The following is a 24,564-nucleotide window of genomic DNA, read 5'->3' as shown; positions in this document are numbered from 1 at the left end:
ATGAGCCCGTTTTCCCGCAGGCTGAACAGGTGGATGTTTTATAGAACCTCCTCATTCCTTAATTATAATGGGGAAGTAAAGTTTTGTTTGTTTAAGGCTGGCTATATATATTTTTAATTTTTAGTAATTCTTCTAAGGACGGATCCCAAGCAACTAGTTTTGGATTTAAGGGAATGGTCTTAGCGCCAACTTTTAATGCCGGTTTGATCATCCAGCGTGTATTGTAAGGACCTTTGACATCGAATCTAATTGTATGTTCCATTTTTGGTTTTAGGGTTATTTGACTAAAAGTATTCAAAAGTTGATATCCGGAAGGCAAAAGAATGTCGTCTATGACCAAATTTTCATTGGAATCGTTTATAAGGTTTGCCTCATATTGAGTTTGAACGGTATTCTGAAATGGCGTGATAAATAAAGGAAGCCAGCTTGTTGTCCGAACCGTAGTAATAGCTTCGGCTTCTGGGAATATCATTCCATGAAAATTGCCTAGGAGAATTTCATGTTTTTTGTCTTTTTCGGTGAACTCGACTTGAAGTTTTTCATCGGCTAAATTTCCAGGTTGGTCAAAAAAAACATTTAGAAGCATGGAGTAATTCGTGAAATCCTTTTTCTCCTCTTTTTTCAATACTTGATAGGAATCTAGTTTGATTTTATTCGAATTTATTTTTACATTGTAAGTAGATAAATTTCTTTTTTGAAAATCGTAAAACGGAATTTCAATTAGAATTTTCTCATTTGTTTTAGCCACGATGCTATAATTCCATTCATTCAAAAAAAGTAGCTCTTTTGGATATTTGGATTTTTTCTCATTTTCTGCTCTAAATAAAAAAAACAATACTGCGAGAACGGCTATAATCAAAACAATGATCGATTTAATCAGAATAGAAGCTCTCTTAGTAATAACAATCACTCCTTTTTAAGCTAAAACGTAGGGGTTAATTACAAAAATATAGATTACATAGTCCACCTATGTAATCTATATTTTCACTTAGTTTCACGTATTCATAATTCTGGCTTAATTAAGCTCGACAACCCTATAGTCCCAACCTATCCACTGTTTTCCCGTGGCCATCACTTGTTCGGTAAGACGTCCTTGAAACCCATTAGAAGCATTATAAACCCAGTATTCTTGGTTAAAATCTTTTACTGTAAATTTATCTCTAACATCAATCTGCAACGCTTGATTGTCATATTTATATACGGCTGTGTAATTTGTCGTGGAGGTAGATGTTTTACTGATTGTTATGCCAATGTTGGGTTCTATTTTAGGAATAGGTATCTTTAAGGTCCCATTGTAAGTATCGCTCCACGCTAGACTCTTGGAGCAAGATAAAGAATATCCAATATTCCCTCTTCCGGAAGTACAATAATTAAAAGGGCCGTACATTTGATATGGGTCACTCACATAGCCAATTTTCCATTCTGACCAACCAATTGGTTCTAAAGGTTTTGGTTCTGTCTTTTCTGGTTCAGCAGAAACAATAGCTGATGAGAGAAGCGTGGCTGCTAAGGTTGCAGTTAGTGCAAACGAACATTTTTTCAAACTGAAGTGTTTTTTTCTTGGAGAATTAAATTCTTTAGAGTCCATTGTTACTCTCCTCCCTAAAATTGGATTTTGGTTAATGTGCGGTTTCTAAAGTTTGTTAAACCATATACTACCAATTAAAGTATAAAATGTCGATAGGGAAAAGTTACCTATTTTTGAGAAATTTCTAAGACTAATAAAATTGATATTTTGGGATTTCATGTTTTTTGACTACATGAGCCCGTTTTTCCGTAGGCCAAACTGTTTCCCGCCCGCGACGATAATATGGTCCAGCAGCTCGATGCCGAGGATTTCTCCGGCGTTTTTTACCCGTTCTGTCAGCTCCACATCTTCCTTAGACGGCGTCGTGTCCCCGCTCGGATGGGCATGGGCCAGAATAATGCTTGCGCTATTGCTCAATATGGCGGATTTGAATACTTCCCTCGGCGTGACGAGTGCCGCATCGAGGGTTCCGATGGGGACGACTTCGAGCGCGGTTATTGTGTTTCTGATGCTTAAGCAGATGAGCAAGCAGTATTCGCGGTCGACGTCGCTTAAGTACTCGGTCACGAGCTTATACGCATCCTCGGGGCAACGGATCTTGTCGGTTTATAGGGGTATGTCGATTCGCGAACCATTCGTAAGCTGATCACGTTGAGCCGTTTCATCGCGCTTGACCTTGAGTGGTTATGGTGGGTAAATTCATTTCTCTAGGCAACCTTTCCAACGAAAATGTAGTTAGCTGTTGTATTCTATAAAAAGAATTAAGGCGACTGATCCGTTATTGCTCGTAATTACGTCAAGTATGTTAAAGTCTAGCTGGCGCTTATTTCAATGAGTTTGTGACCAAGGCTGTGGTTATGAAGGCCTTCTTTATCGCTATTTCCCTACGCATTAATAAGTCACCCTAGATGTGGTATAATTGGGAGAGAAAAAGACTGCACATTTCCAATTATACTCGTATTTACGAGAAAGTAAATATATTTTTCGTATTTACGAGTTAATTGCTATAAAAGGGTGTACCTATGGAAAAATTCGTGTCCTCAAAAGAAATTGTCGAACGTATTGAATATTTGATTGAAGCCAACAGCATTCCTAAGAGTGATTTTCTGAAGGAAATGGGAATCAGTTCGGGCAACATGGGGGATTGGAAAAGTGAACGGTCCACACCCAATATCCACAAGCTCGTTAGAGTCGCGGAGTATTTTAAAGTCAGCTTGGATTGGCTGGTTACTGGTAAAGACCGACTAGCGAAAGAGGGCGACTTGTTGGGAGAAAAGCTCCAATCGGTCGGCTCGATTCATGAGCTTTCGGAGGATGAAAAGGCGTTTATCCGCGAGTATATTGAATTTACTGCTTATCGGAAGGAAGGTAAAAGATAGTCCAACTCCTTAGGGGTTGGGCTTATTATATCTTTCAAGACTATCTTGGCGGAAGTTTAATCAAAATAGGTATCAACAGACCGTAAGTAAAAGCATCTTTATACTGCTAGAAATCCATGGTTATGTCATGTGTAAGATTTACATGTGCGCTAAGAGAGGAAAAGCACACACTAAGTGCTAAGTGTATCATAAATTAGGTGAAATGAATTAAAATTTCCAAGCTGATTGAGAGGATTTGGTTAAATCATACCGAATTAGTAGAACAATATTGTAGAAAAAGAAGGTACTCTATAAATGGAATTCTCGTTGGTTGCAGATGCTAGATTAGGAGAATCGAAAATACTATTTGATCAAGGCAAATACCATGCATCGATTTATTTAGTCGGTTATGTCTTAGAAATTAAACTCAAGGAATTACAATATAAGAAATACGGTAATTTCACACAAATCCATGGTCTCCGAGAATTGTTTCAGAAAAATGGCATTAATTCTACATTCTATAAATCTGAAAAATGGGAATCCTTATTTGTAGATGCTTGGGATGTTGAAATGAGATACAGGGAAGATGACTTCCTAGATTTTGGAGAAGAGGATATTCAAAAAATATATTTCGGAGCCTGTAGATTGATAGGGAAAATTAAAAGGAAGTTGGTGTGATTCTAATATGCGGGGAAACTACGACTTAAATTCAATAAAAGCCAAACTTCAAGAAAAGTTTAATAAAGCTGAAATAGTGGTTCAACCGAACTCAAGAAGAGGTTTGAACATAAAAATTGTTTCCAATGAATTTATTGGGTTGAGCCCATTGAATCGTAAAAAGAAATTAATTTCGATTATATCAGAAAATGATATTGAATATTATGAATTACTTACTTATGAAGAAAATAATTTATATGGTGTGGACTTAATCGACTTAATCAATGAGGAAATACCTTTCTGGTCGAACGTAGTATCATTAAGTAAGAAAGAAGAACTTAATTTTGTAAGTGAAGAGGATGATATACCGGAAGCGCCGGTAATTATTACTTTTTATTCTATTAAGGGTGGTGTCGGTAGAACAACAGCATTAGCATATACTACCTCTTTATTGGAAAAACGCGGATATCGAGTTGTTACTATCGATATGGACTTAGAAGCACCTGGCTTACCTGAAGTTATTGGTATTAATAATACAAATCTAAAGAAAAATGGATTAGTAGAACTCCTTCATGATCTTAGTAATGATGTAGATGTAGACATAAGAGACTACATGTTGCGAACTGAGGATAAAGAAATATATTGTCTACCTGCCGGAATTGTTGGCAAAGAATATATTCATCAACTGAGTGAGTTGAATTTCCAACAATATTATAGACTTGAAAATAATCCATTGCACAAAGTGTTCGCACTCATTAAAGATACACTTAATCCTGATGTAATCTTAGTTGATTCAAGGACAGGATTTTCTGAAATAAGTGGCCCGTTACTTTTTAATTTATCAGACATGGCGATAATAACCTTTTTCCCACACCCCCAATCAAAAGCAGCCTTTCAATTACTTACAGAAGGTATAATTGCTTCAAAAAATAATAGGGGATATACACCCGAAATGAGATTTCTAATTAGTCCAGTTCCTGCTAGCGATGAGAATGAGAAGTATCGTAGAAAAGGAATAGAATGGATTCAAGAGGTCGGGGATATAATTCGATCTAATATAATAGATGACAATGAAGGAGAAGCTTTTAAGCCAGAAGAGATAACCTCTTTAATAAAATATAATGAGGAGATTGCTTATTCCGATAAAACATTGAATAAGGATGCTATTTTAGAACGCTACTCTGCCATTTCGGACTGGATTGAAAAATTGTTACCGCCAAAGTTTGCTGAAAATAATGTTTTAGCGCAAATCGACCGACCAACAAAAGAATCAATACTAGAAAGCATGAGGATATCTACTGGACAAGCAGAAGAACAAGACAATATAGAAGAAACATTCATAAAAACAAGGGATTACTATAAATTATTAGAACCAAATACAGTTTTAGTGGTTGGTAGGAAGGGAACAGGTAAAACCGCATTATTCAGAATGCTTAGAGAGAAGAAGGATTCAAATGCTCTTAATATCATGTCTCCCTCTAAACTGTATACTGATACACTTTATCTCGATAAAAACGGATTTGAATATTTCGAGAAAGTTTTAAATGAAAGACAATTATCTTGGTCTCAATTCTGGAGTGTTTATATTCTTCTGAGAATACACTTTGATAAACCCGATATTTGTAATGGTGCATTAAAGGATAGCTTGGAGGCGTTGAGACTTAGCCCGTCAAATAGTAAGTTGGTTGAAATGTTGGAAACTTTAATATTAGATCCCAAAAGCTCATTTAAGATTCTAGATGAATTAAGATTAATACTAGACAATAATTCTGAAGGAAACACGTATTTATTATTTGACGGACTTGATACTGGATTTGGCTCTAGACCCGAGGATTTACGAAGAAGAAACCAAGCAATTACTGGATTGTTTGAGTTATGGCACGACTGGGATGGTAGGTTTAAAAATATTAAATTTAAAATATTTCTACGTAAAGATATCTGGGATAAAATAATTTTCCAAAACCAGTCCCATATTTGGGGAAGAGATATTCATTTGTCTTGGGATCAAGTAAATTTTATCAAGACATTAGCTAAGCAAGTTTTAAGAAGTGAGCAATTCACTACCTACTTAAAATCGATTTGGAAGGCATTCCCACAAGGTCCGATAGAAGAGTGGGACTCAGAAGAAGTATGGGCTTTATTAAACATTCTGGTAGGCGAAAGAATGAAAGGTGGCAACACGACTTATACGAGGAATTGGATTTGGAATCGCTTATCAGATGCTAATCAAGCCCATAGCCCTCGATATTTATTTCAACTCGTTAACGTGGCAATAAAATTGGAAATTGATGAAACGAAAGTTGACAAAAACATTTATTTAAGATCTTTAGTTAGACCAAGAATGCTATCAAGTGCTTTACCAGAGGTTTCAACAGAAGCTGTAAGAGCGCTGAGAGAAGAATATCCAGAATTGACCGACTTTATGGCTTTTTTGAAAGGAAAAACTTCACCAATTGTAGAGCAAGAAATCGAGGTTTTTAAGGAAGAAATTGAAACATCAAATGATGCGGGATTACTAAGTAGATATACCAAAGACGAGAGTCAAGTTAGATATGCTGTACCTGACCTCTATCTTAAAGGACTTGGCATGACACGTAAAGGGCAAGCCTAATAGTGATACTGGATTTTCGTTTGATGTTTGATTGATTGACAAATAGACCTCCTACTACTTTTTGTAGTACTGGAGGTCTATTTGTTCGTATTTGGAATAGCCACTTGTAATGGTTATTTTGCTTTTTTGAAAACACAGAACCACTTTAGTGGCATGCGTTATTCTTGAAATATGAGCTTCTAATTTCTTCCCTTCAACGCCAATATTTCAGACTCAGGCAGTCCCGAGGCTTTAGCAATAATGGAAATTTCCACACCATGTGCCAGAAGTTCTTTAGCCATTTCAAGAGCTTTCTTTCGCTCGCCGCGGGCTTCTCCTTCGGCCAATGCTCCTTCGATCATGGAAGCTTCGTCATGAAGGAACTTTTGTCTATCCTCATACAATCGGCGGGCTTCTGCATCCTGACTAAGAAACTCCAATGTATCCATGGCTTTCTTCAATACAGGTTCATTCATCGTCAGCACCTCCCAATTGGATTTATCGGCACCCTTCAGAAATAGCAACCAGTTCACCGGTCCACCGCTTTCTACGGGAATGGCATGGTCGTCTAGTTTTGGCAACTCTAGTAACTGTAATTCAATATTATCCACTAGCGAAATGCCACTGCGCTCTTCTCGAAGATGGAATGCATTACGATATTGCTGGTTGGACTGGAACGAATAATTGAGAATGTTGATAGCAACACATTTTTTCAGCATCTTGCAGGATTGCCCCTCTTGCAATTGCCCACTATATAGCTTACTCCAATAAAACAACGTTCGTTTCTCGGTATCGTACTTATTGAACAACTGCATTTCTACATTGATCAGTTCGCCTTCTGTCGTTTTGCCGCGAATATCCAGAATGGACTGCTTATCCCGGGGGCATCTTTTTCGGTGTAGGGATTAAGCAGAACAATTTCCGTCAGCGGCGGCGGCACACTGTAGCCGAGGATGAATTGATTTTCAGTGCCAATCTGCACATTGTAACCCGGCTTGAACTGACCGTTTCGCATGTGATCCTCTTTCATCCGCATGAACGTGGCGTCTTTGTCGGTTTTACTGTAACTGTTACGATTCCCTAAAATTTCTTCGTGTCTTTCATACTTTTGAAGGCGGGGGGAGCAGGTCGTTTCGAAGGGTGAAAACTGCTTTCTTCGGAGCGAAACCGGTTAATGGTCCGAAAGTCTGGATGTTGTCTGCCCGCGATTCACATAAACATGATGTTCTCGCGGACGGCCTTAGTGATTTGGCGGGAGAGTAAATGCACTGCGTGTTAGGCATAAATGATAATTTTGGTGAGCATTTTCGGATGATAACTATCTCGCCCGCCTCCGGGGTAAGCTGCATCGAAGATGGCGTCGTCGAGCCAATTCCGGCGGCATTCACAACGCGAACGAGGTGATTTTGGGGATGTCCTCCTCTAAGTCCATTGGCAAGCAAAATTGACCCATGGTATATTGAATGTACAAAGAAATCGTCTCCTTTTGTAATGGTTGAATGGTACCTCCATTTTAACAAGGAACGGTTTCTTTTTGCATTCTTTGATACAAAAAAGGGTGTCCCTCAGCCATTTTCATGGGTTTGGGGACACCCTCTTGGTTATTAGAAATCTCGAGAGAACTCAATTGCTTTTGGAACTTTAGCGTACACTTTTTGCTGACTGGTATAGGAGGTATCATACATATAGCTGTCCCCATTATATACATGATAAACATCGGTTTTGTTGACAATCGTTGATCCTAAGTCATATTGAATAGCACCGTAGTAATCACGATGGTTAGGAACAGATTCCGGAGCCGTGTATACTTTTGTTGTTGAATATGTGTATTTGAACGAGCCACTTGCCTCACTTGTCCATGCGATATTAATGACTTTTTGAAGTTCAAAATCAACACTAGATTGGATTTTGAGGTTGGCACTAACCTCAACCGTTTTTGCAATTGTATTAGTACCACCTCTAGGAACACTGCACAAGAATGTATCTTGTTCCCTTGGACCTACATTGAAATTACCGTCTTCAACGGTTTTATACGGCACTGAGTAGGTCGAATATGCATATCTCTCTGTTATATTCCCTTGTGGAGTAATCCTGTCTGAGTCTTTCTTTGCTAATGCCTCATCAATAAATCTTACGGTAGCGTTATCTTGACCTTGGGGTTTGCCTACAACAACCGGTGCAGCTGAGCTTGCAACTTGCGAGCTTATCACAGCTTTCTTTTCGAAAATTGGATGAGCAGCAACAGGTGAAACAGCGAGTGTTAGAACTGCTAAAGAAGTGGCGATAACGGCAGGAATACGCTTAGGAGTCAAGTAGATTACCTCCCTAAAGGAATAATATGGTACAATTAACATAATATCATAAATGACTTAAAAATTTCATAAAATTTTCCTTAGGAGGAATATTATGGTTAATAAAGGTCTTGTATGGAATTTGATTATTTTGTTTTCTATTTTAGCCAGTACGATTATTATTACGGTTAAATTACAAGATAAACCTTACTTTACGGGAAGAAATCTGACTTCTGAAACCGGAACGCAATTGTTAACTCAAGAAGAACTTGTACAATACCTACATGTGACGAATGAAGACATCGAAAAAATAATATCGGAAGACAAATTATCAAGAAAACAAACGGGGCTTAGGGATGCTTATCAGTTCTTACCCTATATTGAACTAAAGGGCAAAAGATTATTTCTAAAGAGCGAGGTTGATAAATGGTTAGAATATCTGTCCAAAAACAGGCCCTCCTAACACTTTGATGGGCATCACACGAAAATTAACGGTTCTTCCAGCAGCTCCCCCCAATGCGAAAAGGATCGAGGCAGCCGATGCGATTTCCAATCGCCAGTATGCCGGCAGTTGCCCTAGGCCTTTTTTCGCCATACGCAGTTACCCTAGCTACATGGAAACTTGGCCCCTCCCGTGACCGGACTTACACTGGCTAGAAGATGTACTTCCGGGCGCGCCAACAAGCAGACTAAAACCATCATCATCAATCATGAGCTCGGATTCCTTGTAGCGATATGATAGGTTATGTATATGATATTTTGCACGGAGTGTAGTAAAGGTATAATTTCCTTAATGCTCTTTACGGTTGTTTCGTGGATTGATTCGTTGGGAAGTCATTTTTAGTTTGGCGATGCGAAGCACCATATACTGACTGGATTTATGTCCTCGCTTAACGAAGCCATTATATACACAACAAAAAGGACACAACTCGTTTCAACGGGCTGTGTCCTTCTTTCTTTTCGATCAAACCATGGATTTTTGCTGCGCGTGCATAAAAAGACGTAAGTCACGCCCTCGAATCGTTGTCATAATATAGTCCCAGATGGTAAGCTCGCATCAGGAGATTCTCAAAAATTTCCGGCCTTGAGTCCAAGGTGTCATATAGTATCTCGACCTGGCTATTAGAGATTCCGCAGTAACTTGCGATTCCGATGTTCAGATGTTGGGAGAGCATCTTATCGTATTGTCGCTTCTCGAAGAGTTCTTTCGGAGCCGCTGCCAGACCCAGCCACAGTACTTTTTTATGATGCAATTTATTGGAGCCGTACGCAAAACCATTATTCCATACCCGGTCGATATACCCCTTGAGCATAGCAGGCAGATTGAACCACCAGATCGGGAAAATATAGGCGAGAGCATCGTACTTCTTCATTCGCTCCATTTCGGCCTCAACCTCAGGCGAATAGATCTTGCGATCGGATGACCAATCGGGTTCATCCGCTTCCCACAACACGGGATTAAAGCCGCTGCGATGCAGATCCAGCATCTCCGTTTCGTGGCCCGCATCAGCGAGTCCCTGCAGAAACCTGTCTGCAACAGAAAAGGTTAAGGAACTCACCCTGGGGTGCGATACAACAGTCAAGACTTTCATCGACTTCACCTTCCATCTCTCAACTTTTTAATCCCAATGAGATATGATGAAATTATCTATTATACTGTGAAAAAAGGGAAGAACGCACTTTTATGTGCTATAAGCACCAAATGGTGATATAGGCACCGAAAAGTAACTATACCCAAGAACCGGCGAGAGGATGGTGATCCCATGGAAAGACAGGCAACACGGACGTTTAACATCCCTGCGGAAGCGACATTGGAGGTTTTAGGGGGGAAATGGAAGCTGCTGATTTTATGCCATTTAAACTGCGGCCCCGGGCCGAAGAGAACGAGCGAATTAAAAAGGTCCATTCCCGAGATTACGCAAAAAATGTTGACTCAGCAGCTTCGGGAGCTGGAGGAAGACGGCATCATCATGAGAACGGTATATAATCAAGTGCCGCCGAAAGTGGTCTATGAACTGAGTGAATTAGGAATCTCGTTGAAGTCTATATTGGACCAATTGAGCGAGTGGGGCGAGCAATATATCCGTCAACGTGAATGGAAGTCCAACTGCCCGGAACGCTCCCAAAATGCTTAAAATGGCGCGGGAGGTAGGGAAACCGTGAAAAGACATGGAGGCCTAAATAGATGAACAACCTTGCTGATTTAGTAGACGCGATTATCAATGAACCTATGCTAAGTGACAAAACGTATACCTATTTAATTTTAGGCACGGAGAATTCGTATACAAGCGGCTACTTTGCCATTTCAGAAAACGAAGTTTCCTATGATGGTCACATCACTGTTGCTCTTTTTGATAAGTATAGGAACGAAATTAAGGAACTCATGCTGGGAAAAGGCATTCTTTGCATCAAAGTCGACGCTGGCAAATTAGTTGAGTATGGCCTTGTGAACGATACGAATCCTGAGCTTTTTGATACGGATGCCTTTGAGTTAATCATTTACCAGAGATATGGTTTGGAACCAGAGGAAGAGGAAAGAAAAGAAATCTTACAGCAATCGTTGAAGGCGGAGAAAATTAAGAATACCTTAGTATTCGCGTGTTATATGAATGACATGGAAAAAATTAAAGAGCTGGTCCCCCACGCGAGCAAATCCGACTTAGACAAAGTTCTTAAATATAGCGGCACTTCCTTGCAGTTTTGCAGTAAACACGATAATTTGGAGGCATTTAGACTAGTGGCCGAGAAGGGGGCAAACGTGGGAAAACGTTCTCTGGCTCAAACCCCTCTGGAAATTGCTTTTAAACATTCCAGCGATATTGTGAATTATATTCGTCTAGAATTTCCGGAGGTTTATCAAAAAGAGGTGAATAAGAAGGGCTTCGGGATTGCTCTTCATTGTAAAGACGAAGCTCTGCTGGAAGATATTTTAAGGTTGGGCTGTGATGTGAACCAAGAAAGGAAGCCATTCCCTCCTCTACATAGCTTTGCGGATTTCAACAACATTGTGGGGATTAAATTTCTGCTCGATCACGGAGCTGATCTTGAAGGTAGAAATGATTGTAAACAAACCGCCTTGCATCGAGCGATTAGGAGAGAAAACGTTGCCGCGATTGAAATGCTATTAGAATATGGCGCGGACATTCATGCTGCAGATCGAGACGGGAAGACAGCTGTGGATTTAGCCAAAGCATGTATAAACAAAGCCATTCTTCATATGATGGGTTAACATGTTGTGAAGGAGCTGCCGCGGCAGGCTCCTTTCGCATTTTTCGCCGATAGACTCGTTAAGCAGATTACAGATAGATCCTTCGGGCTTCCTCGTCGAAGAATTCGACTACATTCTCATACTCTCTAATATCTATACGGTTCTGCCTCATAATCTTCTGAATAAAGATGGCATCCGTAAAGATTTTATTGACGATCGTTTCGCAACATGACGGAGTGCCTTTAAAGTAACCCACCAAATTATTGATTTCGTCAAACTTGAAATAAAGGATATAACAAACATAATTCTGAAGCAGGGTACGGAAACAATGCTCGCGATAAGGGGTAGAGCGGTGGTCAGAGAGAAAGTCTCTCATCATCCCGAATACCATTGTTTTATTCTCGTAGTAACGATGGATTAAATAATCAACGTCGTTGATCAGCCGTAATACATCGTCTAATCCTTCTTCCGGAGGCATGACCAGCTTGGGCGATTTCCCCTCTATCGATCTTAACAGCTCCATCGTGAGATGTTTGCAGGCAGCTATTTCATGCGGAGCGATGAATAATGTATCTCGATACTTGTCGAGATGCTCGCTGTAATAATCGTGGTATACCGTAAAATAATGCTCCATATGGATATTGGTTTTCGTATGAACCAGATCTTGCCCGCGGAATGAAAAGGAGTAGAGGGTCTCCTCATTGACCGGGTGAGTATAAAGATAAAAAAAGAAGAAAAAGTCTCGTAATTGCTGCCTCTGTTCATCATTCAATCTGGCGGCATCCTTCAATTGAGTTAACTGAAAAAAACAATAGTTTTTCATGAAATCATTCATTGCATTGTACGGATTGAGCTTGACGATGTACATCGTCTTGTTGATCGTAAACAACAAATAATAGAGGATCAGTTCGTCATAGACATCCAGATGTTCAAAAAAATCCGAGAGCACAGGCTTCCAGTCCGGGCTTACGGTGTAATTCGGATCTTTCGGCTGTAATTCATCCGCCCACTCGATAAACGGCTCATTCTCGCGGCCGACAAAGAATAATTCTGCGCTATCGTCTTCACAAAGGCCGTATTCAAAGCAGTCCGTTGGAACGGACGGTAATCCCCTGTTGAATTTTAGATTCAGATATTCGTTATATAGCAATTGAAGCTTCATCGGTCATTTCCTCGTTCCTATAGGATTCAACTCGTCTTAACGTATGGGCTGGGAGATTTCTGGCTCCCCACTTTGGAAGCATTCGACATCTGAGCTGGGCATTCCTCCCCGGCCATGGATCGACGAGCGTGCGAGGCGAAAATCGTCCCGATGAGCTGAACCGGTGCACAAATGACGGCTAACTTTCCACGATCGAACTTTACAATTATGCTTGCACCTTACGTAACGTAAGGTTTTATAATGAAGCTACTAGCACAAAGCCGGCGCCAAAGAGTGGAGATGATGAATGAAGAGCTATTGGAAGATCGGAGACCTCGCCAATCTGACGGGGCTTACCGTACGAACCTTGCGTTTTTATGATCAAATCGGGTTGTTCTCTCCGTCGGGACATACGGAATCCGGCCACAGGCTGTACAATGAATCGGACCTGTCGCGTTTGCACCAGATTTTATCGCTTAAGGAGCTGGGGCTGTCTCTCGAGGAGATTAAATCGGTTGTAACCGGCGGGCAAATCAGTCCGCTGGAGATCGTCAACTTGCAGATCGGCCGGATCAAAGAGCAGATCAAGCTGCAGCAGAAGCTATTGGAGCAGCTCGAACATGTATCCAAGCTGATGCAGGGCAAGGCGCAGTTAACGGTGGAAGATTTCACGAGCCTTCTGCAAGCGATGAAGATGTCATTTGAGAAGCTGGTTCTGGAGCGGCAAACGAGTTGGGAGCGAAACCTGGATCTGTTGGGGGACTTTCTTGCCGAGGAGAGAGGAACACCGAAACCTAAGGAGGAAGAAAATCAATGAATAAACGATTTGTTAAGCATGCGACCTTCGTCGTCGAGCGGACTTATCCGGCTTCACCGGAGCGGGTTTACCAAGCCTGGGCTGACCCGGTGGCCAAAGCGAAATGGTTTTCGAAGCCGGAGATCTTCGACTTTCGGGTTGGCGGGCGAGAATACAGCAGCGGCGGGCCGCCGGAAGGGCCGATCTTTACGTTCGACGCCAGTTACCAGGAGATTGTTCCGGAGCAGCGTATTGTCTATACGTACACCTTGGATTCCGGCAGCACACGCGTCTCCGTCTCGAATACAACGGTCGAGCTGATCAAGCTGGAGGGCGGCACGAAGCTCATTTTTACGGAGCAAGGGGCATACTTTGACGGACACGATACGCCGGAAATACGGGAGCACGGTACCCATCTCATGCTGGATGCGCTCGGCAAGGTCTTTGAAGAGGGGAATGATCATGACCATGGGGAAAAATGAACTTATTTCCACACGCGAGTTCGATGTACCGCGGGAGCTTGTATTCCGGGCTTGGACAACCCCTGATTTGCTCGCTCGTTGGTGGGGGCCGCATGGCTTCACGAATACATTTCACGAGTGCGATATCAGGCCAGGCGGCGCGTGGCGATTCACCATGCATGGACCGGATGGTACGGATTACCCGAACCATAACGTCTTTGTTGAGATCGTGCCGTTTGAGCGGATCGTGCTTGACCATCTATCCGGTCACGAATTTCGGGTAATGGGTACTTTCGAGAACCTGGAAGGCCGTACCAAAGTTACTTTCCGTCAGCTTTTCAAGCTAACCGAGGAATTCGAACAAGTCAAGGCATTCTGTATGGAAGCTAATGAACAGAATCTAGACCGGTTAGGCAGGGTGCTGGAAGAAATGACCTCCTAGCTATGCGGGAAGAATTAAAAATATCGCCGTTCACACGCTCTGTCGGGGTTGGACGGCGATATTTTTATACTCTTTCACTCAGCGCCGCTGACTGTTTAACACGACTCTCCTCTTGTTTATTCGCCACATAACTATGCAAAATCATGCCCAGAACAACGACAATCATCCCGCACCAAGATAACGGAGAAGGCAGAGGGATCGACAAAAACAGCAGCTCCCCGGCTAAGGCGAACAGGACTTCCATCGACTGTGTTGCTTCGACCGAGGCCAACTTCCGCATATTTCCCCGCACCATATCCGTTGCTTTGAAGAAGAGGACCGTAGCCACGACGCCGGAGAAAAGGGCGACCAGCAACGCTTGAAAGCTCTGCTCCTTGCTCGGCAAGCCTACGGTAGACAAGCCATACAACGAAAGGACCAGCCAGAAAGGCAGACTGGCAATCGTCATTCCCAATACTCTCTGAAACGTATCCAACCGCCCTTCGCAGAGCTCCATCATTTTCCGGTTGCCCAAAGGATAGGCAAACGAAGCGATCAGCACAGGGATCACTCCAAGCAATAGACTTTCCAAGGGAAGGCTTTTGGCATGTTCGACCTGCATCAGAATAATCCCCAGCAGGATGAGGAGCGACATGATCAGACCTTTTACGGGAATTTTCCCCCGGGTCTGCATAGGTCCTTTGCCGGTAGAGATCGTCTCCCAAAATAACGGCGCAAGTAAAGTGCCTGAAATAATCGTTATTTGCCATGTGCCGGCAATCAGCCAGCCTGGGGAATAAGCGGCTGCAAAGCATAAGGGAGCATAGAATAACCCGAATCCCACCGTACCCCACCATAGCCACATTCCGGGTTGTTTTCGCATTTCCGTGAAGAGCGGACGCAGGTTTTTTCTAGCCAGTACCACGCCCAAGAGAAGCGGAACCATGAAGAGATACCGCAGCGAAGCGCTCCAAATCCAGCTCCCGCCGGACAGCTCCATCGAGGCATTGAGAACAAAAGTAAAAGCAAAAAAGAAGGCCGAACAAATACCGATCAAAATGGGCTTCAACTGGACTCACCTCGGTTCCGGGGATTGGGTTAGCAGCTCGCCGAGACTTAGCCAGTTTTCTTCGACAAGCCGGACAACCTTTTCATACTCCCCATTTCGGCAAGCGGCAATGATGTGATTGTGCTGCTCCACGGAATGTAACCCTTTGAGGGTATTAAATTGGGAAACCTCCAAGCGCTGAATTTTGGGGATGCTGCGTTCCAGCGCCAGTACGATCTCAGGGTTCCCGGCCGCGTCCAAGAACACCTTGTGAAAATGCGTATCCGCCTCGATAGCCTGAATCACGTCGCCTTGTTCAATTGCAAGCTGCAAAGCGTTATTGCTCGCTTCTAACGTTTGAAGATCCGTTTCCTTCAAAATAGGACATGCGAGCCTTGCCGCTAAAGCGTGTAAAACAGCGACGACCGTAAACGCGTGCTTCGCCTCCGTTACATTTAATGGCGCTACGTAAGTGGATGATCCCGGGAGGGATTGGACCAAGCCTTCATCTTCGAGCCTTTTGAGCGCTTCCCTCACCGGCGTGCGGCTAATGCCGAATTTCTCCGCCAATTCCTTGTCGCTCAAGCGTTCTTCGGGATGCAGTTCCAAGGTGATAATCCATTTTTTTAAGGTTTGATAGACTTCGTCTCTAAACGACAGACGTTGAATGGGTTTAATGATATCTTTTCTCATAAAACCAATATATCGGATATTGGATTTTGGGGCAAATGGTTTTTATTTATCAGTAAAACTAATAAAAGCTATAAAATCATTTTAGTTGATCCGTTTACCCGGCTATGATAGGTTGAAGATAAGATAAAATTAATTATATAAGAATACTAGGAATTATTTTCATCCTATGCGAGGTGCATATTGTTGATATTACAGGTGATGAACAGTCCTTTTAATCAAGAGCAGGTGGAGCTTCTCAACCGCCTGCTGCCTACGCTGACGGAGGTGCAGAAGATTTGGCTGAGCGGTTATTTGACGGCTCTGCACAAAACCGAAGCTCAGGCAGCGGCTCCGGCCGTGAGCCAACCGCCGGTCATCTCCAAGGAGGTCACGGTGCTGTTCGGCTCCCAGACCGGGAACAGCCAGAAGCTGGCCAAGAAGCTGAGCGAAAAGCTGAAGGAGCAGGGCTTCCAGCCAACGCTTTCCTCCATGAGCGATTTCAAGCCGAATACGTTAAAGAAGGTTGAAAATCTGCTCATTCTGGTAAGCACGCACGGGGAAGGCGAACCGCCGGATAATGCGCTGTCTTTCTATGAATTTCTGCACAGCAAGAGAGCGCCGCAATTGGAAGGCTTGCGGTTTTCCGTATTGGCTTTGGGGGACACTTCGTATGAATTTTTCTGCCAAACGGGCAAGGACTTTGACAAGCGTCTGGAGGAGCTCGGAGGCAAACGGCTTACCGCACGTGTCGACTGCGATGTGGATTTCGAAGATTCTGCCGCGGAGTGGATGGATCGTGTCCTGGCCTCTCTGAATGAGGCCGCGGCGGCCCCGACCTTGGCAAGCAGCGGCGGCGGTGCAGCCGTCCGGAGCGAGACGCAGCAGACGGAATATTCGAGGTCGAACCCGTTTCAAGCCGCGGTGCTCGAAAATTTGAATCTGAACGGCCGCGGATCGGACCGGGAAACGCGTCACCTGGAGATTTCGCTGGAAGGGTCGAATCTCCAGTATGAGCCGGGCGACAGCTTGGGCGTCTATCCCAAGAATCATTCCAGACTTGTCGATGAACTGATCCAGGCGATGGATTGGAACCGGGAGGAGCTCGTTCCGGTCGACAAAAACGGAAATGAGCGTCCGTTGCTTGAGGCTTTGACGAGTCATTATGAAGTTACGGTTCTGACAAAGCCGCTTTTGGAACAGGCGGCAGCTCTTTTCCCGGGCAGCGGCCTGCAGGAGCTGCTTGCGCCGGGACGTGAGCAGGAGCTTAGAGCGTATATCAAAAACCGGGATTTATTGGATTTGGTGCGGGATCACCAGTTAAAGGGAGTATCGGGCAAGCAATTCGTATCGATTCTTCGCAAGCTACCGCCGCGTCTTTATTCGATTTCCAGCAGTCCGAAGGCGCACCCGGACGAGGTGCATCTCACGATCCGAAAGGTGCAATACGAAGCACACGGACGGGAGCGGTACGGGGTATGCTCGACCTATATCGCTGAGCATTTGGAGCCGGGCGATCCGCTGCCGGTATTTGTCCAGCATAACCCGAACTTCAAGCTTCCGCAAAATCCGGATACACCGATTATTATGATCGGACCCGGCACGGGCGTCGCTCCGTTCCGCGCCTTCCTGGGAGAACGGGAAGAAACCGGGGCACAGGGCAAAACGTGGCTGTTCTTTGGCGACCGCCATTTCTCCACGGATTTCCTGTATCAGGTCGAGTGGCAGCGTTGGCTGAAAGATGGCGTGCTGACCCGCATGGATGTCGCGTTTTCCCGCGATACGGATGAGAAGGTTTATGTGCAGCACCGAATTCTTGAGCACGGCAAGGAATTGTATCAATGGCTGGAGGAAGGAGCCAGCATCTACGTGTGCGGAGACGAAAAGCACATGGCGCATGACGTTCATGCCGCTCTCGCCACCATAATCGAGCGGGAGGGCGGACTTAGCTCCGAAGCCGCTGCGGAGTATTTGGCACGATTGCAACAGGACAAACGTTATCAGCGAGATGTCTACTGAGTTTAGGCTCAAAGATAACGAGAGGGGATAGGGACATGAGCGAAAACAATTTACTTTCGGCGAACAGTGCGCCTCACAGCGATGTAGAGGAGATCAAGAAGCGAAGCGATTACCTGCGGGGATCGCTCGCAGAAACGCTCCATGACAGAATCACGGGCTCCATTCCCGAGGATGATAACCGCTTGATGAAATTTCACGGAAGCTATATGCAGGATGACCGGGATCTTCGCAACGAGCGGAATAAGCAGAAGCTGGAGCCGGCCTATCAGTTCATGGTGCGCGTGAGGGCTGCCGGTGGGGTCGTTACGCCGGAGCAATGGCTGATGATGGACCGGATCGCGCAGCAATATGCGAACGGAACGATTCGTCTCACGACCCGTCAGTCGTTCCAGCTTCACGGCGTGATCAAGTGGAACATGAAACATGTCATCAAGGAAGTCAACGAAGCGCTGCTAAGCACGCTTGCGGCATGCGGGGACGTCAATCGTAACGTGATGTGTAATCCGAACCCGTACGTTTCCGAAATCCACGAGCAGGTGTACGAATGGGCCAAGAAAATAAGCCATCATCTTGATCCGCGAACCCGAGCTTATCACGAAATTTGGCTGGATGAAGAGAAGGTTGTCGACAGCCGCGACGGAGAAGAGCAAGAACCGATTTACGGACCCGTTTATTTGCCGCGCAAGTTCAAGATCGGCATTGCCGTGCCGCCTTCCAACGACGTCGATGTCTTCTCTCAGGATCTTGGCTTCATCGCGATTCATGAGAAAGGGCGGCTGCTGGGCTTTAACGTGGCTGTCGGCGGAGGCATGGGGATGACGCACGGCGATCCGCAAACGTATCCGCAGCTGGCACGGGTGATCGGTTTCGTCACACCGGAGCAGGTCGTCGACGTCGCCGAAAAAACGGTCACGATCCAAAGGGATTACGGAGACCGTTCGGTACGGAAGCATGCCCGGTTCAAGTACACGATTGACGACCGCGGGTTGGAATGGTTTATCAACGAGCTTCATGAGCGTTTGGGGTGGAAGCTGGAGGAAGCACGCCCGTATCATTTTGACCACAATGGAGACCGTTATGGCTGGGTGAAGGGAAGCAACGGCAAATGGCATTTCACCCTCTTTATTCAGAACGGCCGGGTGAAGGACGAGGACGATTACCCCTTGATGACCGGGTTGCGGGAAATAGCCAAGGTGCACAGCGGGGATTTCCGTCTGACGCCGAATCAGAACTTGATCATAGGCAATGTGTCCGCCCAGAAGAAGAAGAAAATCGAGGAGCTCATTAAGGAATACGGGCTGACCGACGGGATTCAATATTCCGCGCTGCGCAGAAACTCGATGGCCTGTGTTGCCTTGCCGACCTGTGGGTTGGCGATGGCCGAATCGGAGCGCTACTTGCCCACGCTGCTGGAGAAGATCGAATCGATCTTGGATGAAGCGGGATTGCGCGAAGAGGAGATTGTCATTCGGATGACCGGCTGTCCGAACGGATGCGCCCGGCCTGCGCTTGCGGAGCTTTCCTTTATCGGCAAGGCCCCGGGGAGATACAACATGTATTTGGGCGGCGGCTTCTCCGGCAACCGGCTGAATAAAATGTACCGTGAAAATATTGGAGAGACGCAAATTCTTGACGAGCTGCGCCCGATCTTGAACCGCTATGCGAAGGAACGCGAGGAAGGCGAGCATTTCGGCGACTTCGTGATTCGCGCCGGGTACGTGAAAGAAGTTCGTTCGGGACTGGATTTTCACGAGTAAGAGTAAAGCCATATTCATAGATGACAAGAGGGAGCTGTCCTTTAGGTAGATATTTCTGCTGGGGGACAGCTCTTCTTTATGGATTAGTCTTCGCATTGACATATCTGTATTTCTAGATATAATGAAATAATATACCCTGCTTATCGTCTGCAAACATGGCTAATTTCTATGCGTTGGAGGTTTTCCATGTATGTTGCTTTTTTTATTACATCTATAAAGTTAGATATCACGGTATATAAATACATGTCGTAAAAAATGGGATGCAAGGCAAAATAACAAAATGAATTGAGGAAGACAATATGTCTGCAAATAAGACGAACAAACGACTGAGCGATATCCCATTCTCCGTGCTCGATCTGTCTCCTATCGTCGCCGGGGGAAGTCCTGCCGAATCTTTTCGCAACACGCTGGACCTTGCCCGGCATGTGGAGAAGTGGGGCTACCACCGCTACTGGCTGGCGGAGCACCATAATATGCCTTTTGTCGCCAGCTCTGCCACTTCCGTTGTGATCGCTCATGTGGCGGCCGGTACATCAACGATCCGGGTGGGCTCGGGCGGGATCATGCTTCCTAACCATTCGCCTCTGGTGATCGCAGAGCAGTTCGGAACGCTTGAATCCCTGTTCCCGGGACGCATTGATCTGGGTCTCGGGCGCGCGCCCGGCACGGATCAGCGAACCGCATTCGCGCTGCGCCGCGACATCCGGAATGGAGGTCAGGATTTCCCCGACCAATTGGATGAGCTGCGGGCTTATTTCGACCCCTCGTTGGCCTCAGGCCCCATGCATGTGAGGGCAATCCCGGGAGAGGGACTAACGATTCCTATCTGGCTGCTCGGATCCAGCAGCTTCAGCGCACAACTGGCCGGTCAGCTCGGTCTGCCGTTTGCTTATGCCAGTCACTTTTCGCCCGCCAACACCGTGCCGGCGATGGAATTATATCGTCGTACCTTCCAGCCTTCGAAAATGCTTGAGAAGCCGTATGCGATGGTTGGCGTCAATGTCATTGCTGCGGATACGGATGAAGAAGCGAACCGCCTGGGAACGACATTGCAGCAGCAATTCCTAAACCTGATCCGGGGCCATGAAGCACCGCTGCCGCCGCCTGTGGACAGCATGGAGGGTCTATGGAGCGAGCACGAAAAACAAGCCTTGCAGCAGCAGCTTGGTTCCTCCATCTTCGGCAGTCCGGAAACGGTGAAAGAAAAGCTGCAAGCCTTCCTGGACGTTACCCAAGCGGACGAAATGATGGTCGTCGGCCATGTGTTCGATCACCAGGCGCGCCTGCGTTCTTACGAAATCGTCGCCGATATTATCAAATCGTAACCCATTGCACAATCCTAAAAAGGCTTCGCCAAATTTATCCTTTGTGAAGCCTTTTTAAGAGGGCAGTTACCTCTGCTGCTCAATCCCCGCGACCAAACCATTTGATTTCTCAAGGCCCTGCCGCTTCTCCCAAAGATGTTGCCCACGATGGAAGAATGGAAAGGCGACAAATGCCAAAAGCATGAGGATCGCGAATAGGACAGGACCTTGCCCGAAGCCTAATACGCTCAGTAAAATACCGCCAATCCAAGCGCTAACGCTCTGCCCGATAAATGCCAATCCGCTGGCGCCATAATAGGCCCCTCTCAAATGTTCCGGTGCAATTTCACCGATAAGCACATCTCCAATGACAAAACATAAGATTTCACCAGTCGTAAAAACCACCATCGATAAGGCAAGCATCAGGATATTTTCAAAAATTCCAAACCCGAACAGACCCAATCCGAATAACAAGCACCCGGCTTTTAATGCCGTTAATGAAGAGAAGCGCTTCATCAGCTTGGCAAGAGGATATTGCAATACCAATACGGAAAGCGTATTAATAACGAAAAGAAACGAATACGATTCTACCCGGTCATGACCAATAAATTGCGATAATGTGGTATCCAAGTGGGAATAGGCTCCTGCTACAAATACATTACCTAGAAGAAAATACAGGAATATTTTGTCGGTGAAAATAATTCGTGCCATTTGGTTCGTCGTGATCGATGCTGATTTCTCATGAAGCTTTTGCTTGAACGTGACCATGAAAAACACCAAAACCACGGCGTAAATAAAGAAAATCACAGCACTTGCGAAAAACGGCAAAAGCGATGAAGAACTGCCTGCGCCAAGCTTCAAGCCTACTAATGGGCCTATAGCTCCTCCCATATTGATGGCAAAATATCTCGCATTAAAGGCGTCGGCACGTTGTTCGGAAGGAGTTACGTCGGCCAACAGGGCTCTGGCGGTCGGTTCGAAAACGCTGCGGCAAAGACCGTTTATCGCACTCAATAAGAAGAAAGCCCAAATTTCGGTAGCAAAGGCAAAGCCTATTAAGACAAGACTCCATGCAGCCATCGAAGAAATCATAACTGGATATCTGCCCAAACGGTCCGATAATGCTCCTCCGACAAAACTGCTCATGGTTCCGGCCAATAAGCTTACGGCTAAAATGGCCCCAACAGTTGCCGGATCGATTCCCGAGACTTTTCCTAAATAAATACCCAGAAACGGCAGTGTCATGAAAAATCCTGTGCGAGACAGGAAGGTTCCGATAATGACTCCCCATGCTACCGGATGAAATCGGGGCATATTTAACCGCTTTTTAAAGATCATGTTCATCCTATTCATCACCCTCTGCTGTTTCGTCTTCCCTAACTTCAGTATAGCTATCAAAAAAGGGATAAAAAGAGTATGATTTCATTAAATCACTTCACCTTTTTTAGCAGGAAATGAGGTTTGATATGCTGACGGTACCGCATTTTTTAGAGCTTCGCCGATATTTTAACAACCATGAAGTGGGCAAGCCCTTCTCGGTTACGGTCGACAAACTTACCGGGATATGGTACTGTACACCCCGATACGCTAAACTGATTGTCCGTAAACTTTGCGAGCTGGGCTGGATTGAGTGGAAAGCCGGGCGGGGCCGCGGTCATACTTCCGTGTTGACATTACTCACGGATTCGGGCGAAATCCTCCTTCAGGAAGTTAAGCTTAGGATGGAACAGGGGAATGTAAAGGAAGCGATGGAACTGATGAACCGCTTCGGGGTGGCCGCTGTCAAAGAACAGTTTATGGACTGGCTGTCGGAAGGAATGGGTTTTTCTACACAGGCCGTCTCGAATAAGCTGCAGGATACGCTGCGTTTTCCTGTGTACCGTTCGATTTTAACGCTTGACCCCGGACTGATTTATTATGATTTCGATGCTCACATGGTAGGCCAGTTGTTCAATACGTTGGTCGAATACGATCAGGAAAGCCGGACCGTTACACCTTGCATCGCGCACTCCTGGGAAAGCAGCATCGATGCCAGAGAATGGACGTTCCATTTGAAAAAAGCGTCATGTTCCATCATGGTCGGGAACTGACTGCTCACGATGTCGTGTTTTCACTGGATCGGCTTCGCTTGAACCCTGAACGGTTTGAATCGAGCTGGATGTTTCAAGACATCGAGAAGATCGAGGCGATAGACCATAAAACTGTACGAATCCGCTTGAAAGAACCGAATTATTTGTTTTTGCGGTTTCTTTCTACCATTCCCGCAAGTATTGTTCCCGAAGAGATCGTACGGGCAGGCGAAGCGGAATTTGGGAAAAAACCGGTAGGAACAGGCCCTTTTCGAATGGTTCGTCTCAATGAGGGCATCTGTATTTTGGAGGCATTCCCGGCGCATTTTCAAGGCAGGCCGCACCTGGATCGCGTCGAGGTTCTCATTTTCCCCGAAATGGAAACCGGCCGCTTGAAGGAGCCTGACTGGACATCGGTCATGATTTCGCACGGGGATGCTTCCAAAGCGCAGCGGGATGCCTTAATAAAAGGGAGCAGCGAGTGGCTTGATATGGAAACGTTGTTCTGCTGCTGCAGTTTGCTTGTATTTAACCAGCGGAAGAGCGGTCCGCAAAACCATCCGAAATTCCGTCAAGCTCTTCACCACATCATCGATAGAGAACGGATGATTGCCGAGTTGGGGGGCGACCGGATTTTTCCCGCGCAGGGATTCCGCCCATACCGTCCGGTCTCCGGTAAGGAAGCGGACTCCAGAGCGAGTCACTCGGACATTTTGGCTCTGTTGAAGGCAAGCGACTATCAGGGGGAAGCGTTCCGTTTGCTTACAACCGAATATCACGAGGAAGACGCCGTTTGGATTCGGGAGCGCTGCGAGTCATTTGGAATCCATATGGAAATCGAAATTACAGATCCGTCCGAATTCGCGATACACCCTTCTTTGCCGCAGCATGACTGTCTATTGTTTGGGAACATCTTTAGCGATGACGAGGTAGGCGAATTGGAGATGTATCTGCAAAAAAATTACTTCTTGTGTGCGTTTGACGAGCCCATGGCGGAGGCTGTAAAAAATGCGACCGTATCTATTTTTCGCGAATCCGACGAGAAAGAACGCCAACACAAACTGGCGGATGTAGAAAACCTGATATGGCAGACCTATTCCGTCCTATACCTTGTCCAAAAGAAAAGCAATACTTCGTTTCATAAATCGGTTCGCGGAGTTACCATTAATGCTTCAGGCTGGCTTGATTTCCATAAGATTTGGTTTCATCCGCATGTTTCGTCTTGAGCGTGAGCGGGATAAAAGAAT

23 protein-coding genes and 3 pseudogenes are annotated in these 24,564 nt (G+C 45.2%); 15 read left to right on the top strand and 11 right to left on the bottom strand.

The features are described 5' to 3' along the window. Nucleotides 1-91: 91 nt before the first annotated feature. From PEH01S_RS04775 to PEH01S_RS04765, 3 genes are all read right to left on the bottom strand, one after another. Nucleotides 92-772, bottom strand: coding sequence for a hypothetical protein (locus PEH01S_RS04775; RefSeq protein WP_127484131.1), 681 nt, complete (start codon nucleotides 770-772; stop codon nucleotides 92-94). Between the two features lie 243 nt (nucleotides 773-1,015). Further along, the gene (locus tag PEH01S_RS04770; protein WP_127484130.1) at nucleotides 1,016-1,588 is read right to left on the bottom strand and encodes a hypothetical protein; all 573 of its coding nucleotides are present in this window, start codon (nucleotides 1,586-1,588) and stop codon (nucleotides 1,016-1,018) included. 168 nt (nucleotides 1,589-1,756) lie between these two features. Beyond that, a complete protein-coding gene (locus PEH01S_RS04765) occupies nucleotides 1,757-2,095 on the bottom strand; it encodes a JAB domain-containing protein (RefSeq protein WP_246062794.1) in 339 nt (112 codons plus the stop codon). A gap of 455 nt (nucleotides 2,096-2,550) precedes the next feature. Here PEH01S_RS04765 and PEH01S_RS04760 point away from each other — a divergent pair, with 455 nt between their 5' ends. From PEH01S_RS04760 to PEH01S_RS04750, 3 genes are all read left to right on the top strand, one after another. Next, nucleotides 2,551-2,907 (top strand): helix-turn-helix domain-containing protein, encoded by a 357-nt coding sequence (locus PEH01S_RS04760; protein WP_127484129.1) that lies wholly within the window; start codon nucleotides 2,551-2,553, stop codon nucleotides 2,905-2,907. A 294-nt stretch (nucleotides 2,908-3,201) separates the two neighbouring features. Next, nucleotides 3,202-3,564 carry a HEPN domain-containing protein gene (locus PEH01S_RS04755; protein ID WP_127484128.1) on the top strand — a complete coding sequence of 121 codons (363 nt, stop codon included), beginning with the start codon at nucleotides 3,202-3,204 and terminating at the stop codon, nucleotides 3,562-3,564. A 7-nt stretch (nucleotides 3,565-3,571) separates the two neighbouring features. Next, nucleotides 3,572-6,154: a P-loop ATPase, Sll1717 family gene (locus PEH01S_RS04750; RefSeq protein WP_127484127.1), complete on the top strand. Its 2,583-nt coding sequence runs from the start codon at nucleotides 3,572-3,574 to the stop codon at nucleotides 6,152-6,154. 179 nt (nucleotides 6,155-6,333) lie between these two features. On the opposite strand, the pseudogene PEH01S_RS35110 reads toward PEH01S_RS04750, so the two are convergent. The 3 genes and pseudogenes from PEH01S_RS35110 to PEH01S_RS04735 form a co-directional block, all read right to left on the bottom strand. Further along, nucleotides 6,334-7,067: pseudogene (locus PEH01S_RS35110) on the bottom strand (Rpn family recombination-promoting nuclease/putative transposase); the annotation flags it as partial. Nucleotides 7,068-7,093: 26 nt separating this feature from the next. Continuing rightward, a pseudogene (locus PEH01S_RS35325) lies at nucleotides 7,094-7,253 on the bottom strand (IS1182 family transposase); the annotation flags it as partial. Between the two features lie 484 nt (nucleotides 7,254-7,737). Next, complete coding sequence (locus PEH01S_RS04735; protein ID WP_127484126.1) at nucleotides 7,738-8,445, bottom strand: hypothetical protein; 708 nt, start codon at nucleotides 8,443-8,445, stop codon at nucleotides 7,738-7,740. 94 nt (nucleotides 8,446-8,539) lie between these two features. On the opposite strand from PEH01S_RS04735, the gene PEH01S_RS04730 reads away from it, so the two are divergent. After that, complete coding sequence (locus tag PEH01S_RS04730) at nucleotides 8,540-8,887, top strand: hypothetical protein (protein WP_127484125.1); 348 nt, start codon at nucleotides 8,540-8,542, stop codon at nucleotides 8,885-8,887. 544 nt (nucleotides 8,888-9,431) lie between these two features. On the opposite strand, the gene PEH01S_RS04725 is transcribed toward PEH01S_RS04730, so the two are convergent. Then, nucleotides 9,432-10,016 (bottom strand): NAD(P)H oxidoreductase, encoded by a 585-nt coding sequence (locus PEH01S_RS04725; protein WP_127484124.1) that lies wholly within the window; start codon nucleotides 10,014-10,016, stop codon nucleotides 9,432-9,434. 171 nt (nucleotides 10,017-10,187) lie between these two features. On the opposite strand from PEH01S_RS04725, the gene PEH01S_RS04720 reads away from it, so the two are divergent. Together PEH01S_RS04720 and PEH01S_RS04715 are read left to right on the top strand one after the other, a co-directional pair. Then, nucleotides 10,188-10,559, top strand: coding sequence for a winged helix-turn-helix transcriptional regulator (locus tag PEH01S_RS04720; RefSeq protein ID WP_127484123.1), 372 nt, complete (start codon nucleotides 10,188-10,190; stop codon nucleotides 10,557-10,559). 50 nt (nucleotides 10,560-10,609) lie between these two features. Then, complete coding sequence (locus PEH01S_RS04715; RefSeq protein ID WP_127484122.1) at nucleotides 10,610-11,653, top strand: ankyrin repeat domain-containing protein; 1,044 nt, start codon at nucleotides 10,610-10,612, stop codon at nucleotides 11,651-11,653. A gap of 67 nt (nucleotides 11,654-11,720) precedes the next feature. Here PEH01S_RS04715 and PEH01S_RS04710 read toward each other — a convergent pair whose 3' ends face one another. Beyond that, nucleotides 11,721-12,794 carry a hypothetical protein gene (locus PEH01S_RS04710; RefSeq protein ID WP_127484121.1) on the bottom strand — a complete coding sequence of 358 codons (1,074 nt, stop codon included), beginning with the start codon at nucleotides 12,792-12,794 and terminating at the stop codon, nucleotides 11,721-11,723. Nucleotides 12,795-13,080: 286 nt separating this feature from the next. Between PEH01S_RS04710 and PEH01S_RS04705 the strand changes: the two genes are divergently transcribed. From PEH01S_RS04705 to PEH01S_RS04695, 3 genes are read left to right on the top strand one after another with little or no spacing between them, the layout of a single operon-like run. Then, nucleotides 13,081-13,590, top strand: coding sequence for a MerR family transcriptional regulator (locus tag PEH01S_RS04705; RefSeq protein ID WP_127484120.1), 510 nt, complete (start codon nucleotides 13,081-13,083; stop codon nucleotides 13,588-13,590). Beyond that, nucleotides 13,587-14,051 carry an SRPBCC family protein gene (locus tag PEH01S_RS04700; protein WP_127484119.1) on the top strand — a complete coding sequence of 155 codons (465 nt, stop codon included), beginning with the start codon at nucleotides 13,587-13,589 and terminating at the stop codon, nucleotides 14,049-14,051. Before PEH01S_RS04705 ends, PEH01S_RS04700 begins: the two co-directional genes overlap by 4 nt. Further along, the gene (locus tag PEH01S_RS04695) at nucleotides 14,032-14,472 is read left to right on the top strand and encodes an SRPBCC family protein (protein WP_127484118.1); all 441 of its coding nucleotides are present in this window, start codon (nucleotides 14,032-14,034) and stop codon (nucleotides 14,470-14,472) included. Before PEH01S_RS04700 ends, PEH01S_RS04695 begins: the two co-directional genes overlap by 20 nt. Nucleotides 14,473-14,536: 64 nt before the next feature. Here the strand turns inward: PEH01S_RS04695 and PEH01S_RS04690 are convergent, their stop codons facing one another. Both PEH01S_RS04690 and PEH01S_RS04685 read right to left on the bottom strand, forming a co-directional pair. Continuing rightward, nucleotides 14,537-15,520: a DMT family transporter gene (locus PEH01S_RS04690; RefSeq protein ID WP_127484117.1), complete on the bottom strand. Its 984-nt coding sequence runs from the start codon at nucleotides 15,518-15,520 to the stop codon at nucleotides 14,537-14,539. Nucleotides 15,521-15,526: 6 nt separating this feature from the next. Next, a complete protein-coding gene (locus tag PEH01S_RS04685) occupies nucleotides 15,527-16,192 on the bottom strand; it encodes a GntR family transcriptional regulator (RefSeq protein ID WP_127484116.1) in 666 nt (221 codons plus the stop codon). A 183-nt stretch (nucleotides 16,193-16,375) separates the two neighbouring features. Between PEH01S_RS04685 and PEH01S_RS04680 the strand changes: the two genes are divergently transcribed. From PEH01S_RS04680 to PEH01S_RS04670, 3 genes are all read left to right on the top strand, one after another. After that, complete coding sequence (locus PEH01S_RS04680; protein WP_025845822.1) at nucleotides 16,376-18,187, top strand: assimilatory sulfite reductase (NADPH) flavoprotein subunit; 1,812 nt, start codon at nucleotides 16,376-16,378, stop codon at nucleotides 18,185-18,187. 35 nt (nucleotides 18,188-18,222) lie between these two features. Beyond that, a complete protein-coding gene (gene cysI / locus PEH01S_RS04675) occupies nucleotides 18,223-19,944 on the top strand; it encodes an assimilatory sulfite reductase (NADPH) hemoprotein subunit (RefSeq protein WP_025845820.1) in 1,722 nt (573 codons plus the stop codon). Between the two features lie 299 nt (nucleotides 19,945-20,243). Next, nucleotides 20,244-21,269, top strand: coding sequence for an LLM class flavin-dependent oxidoreductase (locus PEH01S_RS04670; protein WP_025845818.1), 1,026 nt, complete (start codon nucleotides 20,244-20,246; stop codon nucleotides 21,267-21,269). Nucleotides 21,270-21,335: 66 nt separating this feature from the next. Here PEH01S_RS04670 and PEH01S_RS04665 read toward each other — a convergent pair whose 3' ends face one another. Beyond that, the gene (locus PEH01S_RS04665) at nucleotides 21,336-22,592 is read right to left on the bottom strand and encodes an MDR family MFS transporter (RefSeq protein WP_127484115.1); all 1,257 of its coding nucleotides are present in this window, start codon (nucleotides 22,590-22,592) and stop codon (nucleotides 21,336-21,338) included. A 110-nt stretch (nucleotides 22,593-22,702) separates the two neighbouring features. On the opposite strand from PEH01S_RS04665, the pseudogene PEH01S_RS35320 reads away from it, so the two are divergent. From PEH01S_RS35320 to PEH01S_RS04660, 3 genes and pseudogenes are all read left to right on the top strand, one after another. Continuing rightward, a pseudogene (locus PEH01S_RS35320) lies at nucleotides 22,703-22,951 on the top strand (SgrR family transcriptional regulator); the annotation flags it as partial. 18 nt (nucleotides 22,952-22,969) lie between these two features. Then, complete coding sequence (locus PEH01S_RS35315; RefSeq protein ID WP_246062795.1) at nucleotides 22,970-23,338, top strand: hypothetical protein; 369 nt, start codon at nucleotides 22,970-22,972, stop codon at nucleotides 23,336-23,338. Next, entirely contained in the window at nucleotides 23,287-24,543 is a 1,257-nt protein-coding gene (locus PEH01S_RS04660; RefSeq protein ID WP_246062793.1) for an ABC transporter substrate-binding protein, read from the top strand. The genes PEH01S_RS35315 and PEH01S_RS04660 overlap by 52 nt, the downstream gene beginning before the upstream one ends. Nucleotides 24,544-24,564: the final 21 nt, after the last annotated feature.

This window comes from Paenibacillus ehimensis NBRC 15659 (assembly GCF_004000785.1).
GTDB classification, from domain to species: Bacteria; Bacillota; Bacilli; order Paenibacillales; family NBRC-103111; genus Paenibacillus_G; species Paenibacillus_G ehimensis.
Note: the sequence above shows the minus strand (reverse complement) of the source record. Positions and strands in the feature narration are given on the sequence as shown.